The organism is Rothia mucilaginosa ATCC 25296 (genome assembly GCF_000175615.1).
Lineage (GTDB): Bacteria > Actinomycetota > Actinomycetes > Actinomycetales > Micrococcaceae > Rothia > Rothia mucilaginosa.
Map to the genome: position 1 here is coordinate 1 of NZ_ACVO01000020.1, position 5172 is coordinate 5172.

The following is a 5172-nucleotide window of genomic DNA, read 5'->3' on the forward strand; positions in this document are numbered from 1 at the left end:
GGTGTTGAATCGGTGTGTTGCTTGAGAACTCAATAGTGTGCTTTGTTCAATAAAATCACCGAATGGTGATGGAAACTGAAACTAATACCAAATATTTATTTATATTTGATAATCATCAAATGGTTTCAAATTTAGTCAGCTTGAGTCACGCACCCCCGTGTGTGATTCGCTGTTTGAGATCAGATTATCAAGCTTTTCTATTTTTTCAACGGAGAGTTTGATTCTGGCTCAGGACGAACGCTGGCGGCGTGCTTAACACATGCAAGTCGAACGATGAAGCCTAGCTTGCTAGGTGGATTAGTGGCGAACGGGTGAGTAATACGTGAGTAACCTACCTTTAACTCTGGGATAAGCCTGGGAAACTGGGTCTAATACCGGATACGACCAATCTCCGCATGGGGTGTTGGTGGAAAGCGTTATGTAGTGGTTATAGATGGGCTCACGGCCTATCAGCTTGTTGGTGAGGTAACGGCTCACCAAGGCGACGACGGGTAGCCGGCCTGAGAGGGTGACCGGCCACACTGGGACTGAGACACGGCCCAGACTCCTACGGGAGGCAGCAGTGGGGAATATTGCACAATGGGCGCAAGCCTGATGCAGCGACGCCGCGTGAGGGATGACGGCCTTCGGGTTGTAAACCTCTGTTAGCAGGGAAGAAGAGAAATTGACGGTACCTGCAGAGAAAGCGCCGGCTAACTACGTGCCAGCAGCCGCGGTAATACGTAGGGCGCGAGCGTTGTCCGGAATTATTGGGCGTAAAGAGCTTGTAGGCGGTTTGTCGCGTCTGCTGTGAAAGGCCGGAGCTTAACTCCGTGTATTGCAGTGGGTACGGGCAGACTAGAGTGCAGTAGGGGAGACTGGAACTCCTGGTGTAGCGGTGGAATGCGCAGATATCAGGAAGAACACCGATGGCGAAGGCAGGTCTCTGGGCTGTAACTGACGCTGAGAAGCGAAAGCATGGGGAGCGAACAGGATTAGATACCCTGGTAGTCCATGCCGTAAACGTTGGGCACTAGGTGTGGGGGACATTCCACGTTTTCCGCGCCGTAGCTAACGCATTAAGTGCCCCGCCTGGGGAGTACGGCCGCAAGGCTAAAACTCAAAGAAATTGACGGGGGCCCGCACAAGCGGCGGAGCATGCGGATTAATTCGATGCAACGCGAAGAACCTTACCAAGGCTTGACATATACTGGACCGCATCAGAGATGGTGTTTCCCTTCGGGGCTGGTATACAGGTGGTGCATGGTTGTCGTCAGCTCGTGTCGTGAGATGTTGGGTTAAGTCCCGCAACGAGCGCAACCCTCGTTCTATGTTGCCAGCACGTAATGGTGGGGACTCATAGGAGACTGCCGGGGTCAACTCGGAGGAAGGTGGGGATGACGTCAAATCATCATGCCCCTTATGTCTTGGGCTTCACGCATGCTACAATGGCCGGTACAGAGGGTTGCGATACTGTGAGGTGGAGCTAATCCCTAAAAGCCGGTCTCAGTTCGGATTGGGGTCTGCAACTCGACCCCATGAAGTCGGAGTCGCTAGTAATCGCAGATCAGCAACGCTGCGGTGAATACGTTCCCGGGCCTTGTACACACCGCCCGTCAAGTCACGAAAGTTGGTAACACCCAAAGCCGGTGGCCTAACCTTTTGGAGGGAGCCGTCTAAGGTGGGATTGGCGATTGGGACTAAGTCGTAACAAGGTAGCCGTACCGGAAGGTGCGGCTGGATCACCTCCTTTCTAAGGAGCACATTTAGTTGGCCATGCTACCCGCGAGTGTCGGGTGGGTGGTTTTGCTCATGGGTGGAATATTGGTTTTGGGTTGGATGAGGCGCATTGTTGGGTTTTGGGGTAACACGCATGTGTTGTTCCTTTGTTTGCCTGGCATGGTGATGATGCAAATGTTTTGTTTGTGTTGTTGTTGTGTTGTGGGTTGTTGTTTGAGAACTATATAGTGGACGCGAGCATCTTCTGGAATTTGCGTTGAATCAATGCTTTGGTTTTGGTTTGATTGTTGATTTTAGATTCTTATTTTTCTTGATTGTGTGTAAGTTATTAAGGGCACACGGTGGATGCCTTGGCATTAAGAGCCGATGAAGGACGTGTGAATCTGCGATAAGCCTCGGGGAGCCGATAACTGGGCTGTGATCCGAGGATTTCCGAATGGGGAAACCTGGCTCATCTTCATGGTGAGTTACCGCCAGCTGAATGTATAGGCTGGTTGGGGGGAACGCGGGGAAGTGAAACATCTCAGTACCCGCAGGAAGAGAAAATAAAGTAATGATTCTGTGAGTAGTGGCGAGCGAAAGCGGAAGAGACTAAACCTGTGGTGTGTGATAGCGGTTAGGCGTTGCATCATGGGGGTTGTGGGAGTCACAGTGGCAGTTCTAACTGGCTGCCGGCATGATGTTCAGGATGGTAGGTGAACGACTTGGAATGGTCGGCCGTAGAGGGTGAGAGTCCCGTAATCGAAATTGTTCTGTCCGTGGTGTGGCCACCCGAGTAGCACGGGGCTCGTGGAATCTCGTGTGAATCTGCCAGGACCACCTGGTAAGTCTAAATACTTCTTAATGACCGATAGTGAATCAGTACCGTGAGGGAATGGTGAAAAGTACCCCGGGAGGGGAGTGAAATAGTACCTGAAACCGTGTGCTTACAAGCCGTTGGAGCCTTTTGGGGTGACAGCGTGCCTTTTGAAGAATGAGCCTGCGAGTTAGTGTTATGTCGCGAGGTTAACCCGTGTGGGGTATCCGTAGCGAAAGCGAGTCTGAATAGGGCGTTTGAGTGGCATGACCTAGACCCGAAGCGGAGTGATCTATCCATGGCCAGGTTGAAGCGACGGTAAGACGTCGTGGAGGACCGAACCCACTTCAGTTGAAAATGGAGGGGATGAGCTGTGGATAGGGGTGAAAGGCCAATCAAACTCTGTGATAGCTGGTTCTCCCCGAAATGCATTTAGGTGCAGCGTTACGTGTTTCTTGCCGGAGGTAGAGCTACTGGATGGCCGATGGGCCTTCACGGGTTACTGACGTCAGCTAAACTCCGAATGCCGGTAAGTGAGAGCGTAGCAGTGAGACAGTGGGGGATAAGCTTCATTGTCGAGAGGGAAACAGCCCAGACCACCAACTAAGGCCCCTAAGCGTGTGCTAAGTGGGAAAGGATGTGGAGTTGCTTAGACAACCAGGAGGTTGGCTTAGAAGCAGCCATCCTTGAAAGAGTGCGTAACAGCTCACTGGTCAAGTGATTCTGCGCCGATAATGTAGCGGGGCTCAAGTACACCGCCGAAGTTGTGGCAATGATCTTTTTGGATTGTTGGGTAGGGGAGCGTCGTGTAGCCAGTGAAGCTGCGGTGTAAACCAGTGGTGGAGGCTATGCGAGTGAGAATGCAGGCATGAGTAGCGAAAGATGAGTGAGAAACTCATCCGCCGGATGATCAAGGGTTCCAGGGTCAAGTTAATCTGCCCTGGGTTAGTCGGGGCCTAAGGCGAGGCCGACAGGCGTAGTCGATGGATAACGGGTTGATATTCCCGTACCGGTGAAAAACCGCCCATACTGATATTGTGATGCTAACCATGCGAAGCATGATGTGCAGGCTTTTGTTTGTGTGTTGTGTGGGTTGTGGGACCCGATCTTTGGAGGTAAACGTATTAACAGGTGTGACGCAGGAAGGTAGCCAAGCCACGCGATGGTTGTCGTGGTCTAAGCGTGTAGGGTTGTCGGTTGTTAAATGCGCCGGCTGTGTGCCTGAGACGTGATGGGACCCCGTTTTTGGGGGATTTGGTGATCCTATGCTGCCGAGAAAAGCATCGGCGTGAGGTTTTAGCCGCCCGTACCCTAAACCGACACAGGTGATCAGGTAGAGAATACTAAGGCGATCGAGAGAATCATGGTTAAGGAACTCGGCAAAATGCCCCCGTAACTTCGGGAGAAGGGGGACCTTGAGCGTGATGGGCACTTGCTGCCTGGAGCGTGTATGGGTCGCAGAGACCAGGGGGAAGCGACTGTTTATCAAAAACACAGGTCCGTGCGAAGTCGTAAGACGATGTATACGGACTGACTCCTGCCCGGTGCTGGAAGGTTAAGAGGATTGGTTAGCTCTTTGGAGCGAAGCTGAGAATTTAAGCCCCAGTAAACGGCGGTGGTAACTATAACCATCCTAAGGTAGCGAAATTCCTTGTCGGGTAAGTTCCGACCTGCACGAATGGAGTAACGACTTCCCTACTGTCTCAACCATGAACTCGGCGAAATTGCAGTACGAGTAAAGATGCTCGTTTCGCGCAGCAGGACGGAAAGACCCCGTGACCTTTACTATAGTTTGGTATTGGTGTTTGGTTTGGCTTGTGTAGGATAGGTGGGAGACTGTGAAGCATGGACGCTAGTTTGTGTGGAGTCGTTGTTGAAATACCACTCTGGTCAATCTGGATGTCTAACTTCGGGCCATGATCTGGTTCAGGGACAGTGCCTGATGGGTAGTTTAACTGGGGCGGTTGCCTCCTAAAGTGTAACGGAGGCGCCCAAAGGTTCCCTCAGCCTGGTTGGCAATCAGGTGTTGAGTGTAAGTGCACAAGGGAGCTTGACTGTGAGACTGGCAGGTCGAGCAGGGACGAAAGTCGGGACTAGTGATCCGGCGGTACGTTGTGGAACGGCCGTCGCTCAACGGATAAAAGGTACCTCGGGGATAACAGGCTGATCTTGCCCAAGAGTCCATATCGACGGCATGGTTTGGCACCTCGATGTCGGCTCGTCGCATCCTGGGGCTGGAGTCGGTCCCAAGGGTTGGGCTGTTCGCCCATTAAAGCGGTACGCGAGCTGGGTTCAGAACGTCGTGAGACAGTTCGGTCCCTATCCGCTGCGCGCGTTGGAAATTTGAGAAAGGCTGTCCTTAGTACGAGAGGACCGGGACGGACGAACCTCTGGTATGTCAGTTGTACCGCCAGGTGCATGGCTGATTGGCTACGTTCGGGAGGGATAACCGCTGAAAGCATCTAAGCGGGAAGCCTGTTTCGAGATGAGATTTCCTGGCACCTTTGGGTGTGTGAGGCTCCTTATAGATGATGAGGTTGATAGGCCGGGTATGGAAGCGAGGACTGAAGACTCGTGGAGTTGACTGGTACTAATAGGCCGAAGGCTTACTTTTTCGAGAATTGTGTGTTTGCGTTCACTGTATGGTTTTTGGATAA

At 52.2% G+C, this 5172-nt stretch carries 2 rRNA genes; both read left to right on the forward strand.

The features are described from left to right. The first annotated feature begins 205 nt into the window (after positions 1-205). Positions 206-1732: ribosomal RNA gene (locus ROTMU0001_RS07625) — 16S ribosomal RNA — on the forward strand. A 305-nt stretch (positions 1733-2037) separates the two neighbouring features. Beyond that, positions 2038-5129 (forward strand): 23S ribosomal RNA (locus ROTMU0001_RS07630). Together the 16S and 23S rRNA genes form the textbook arrangement of a ribosomal RNA operon. Positions 5130-5172 lie beyond the last annotated feature (43 nt).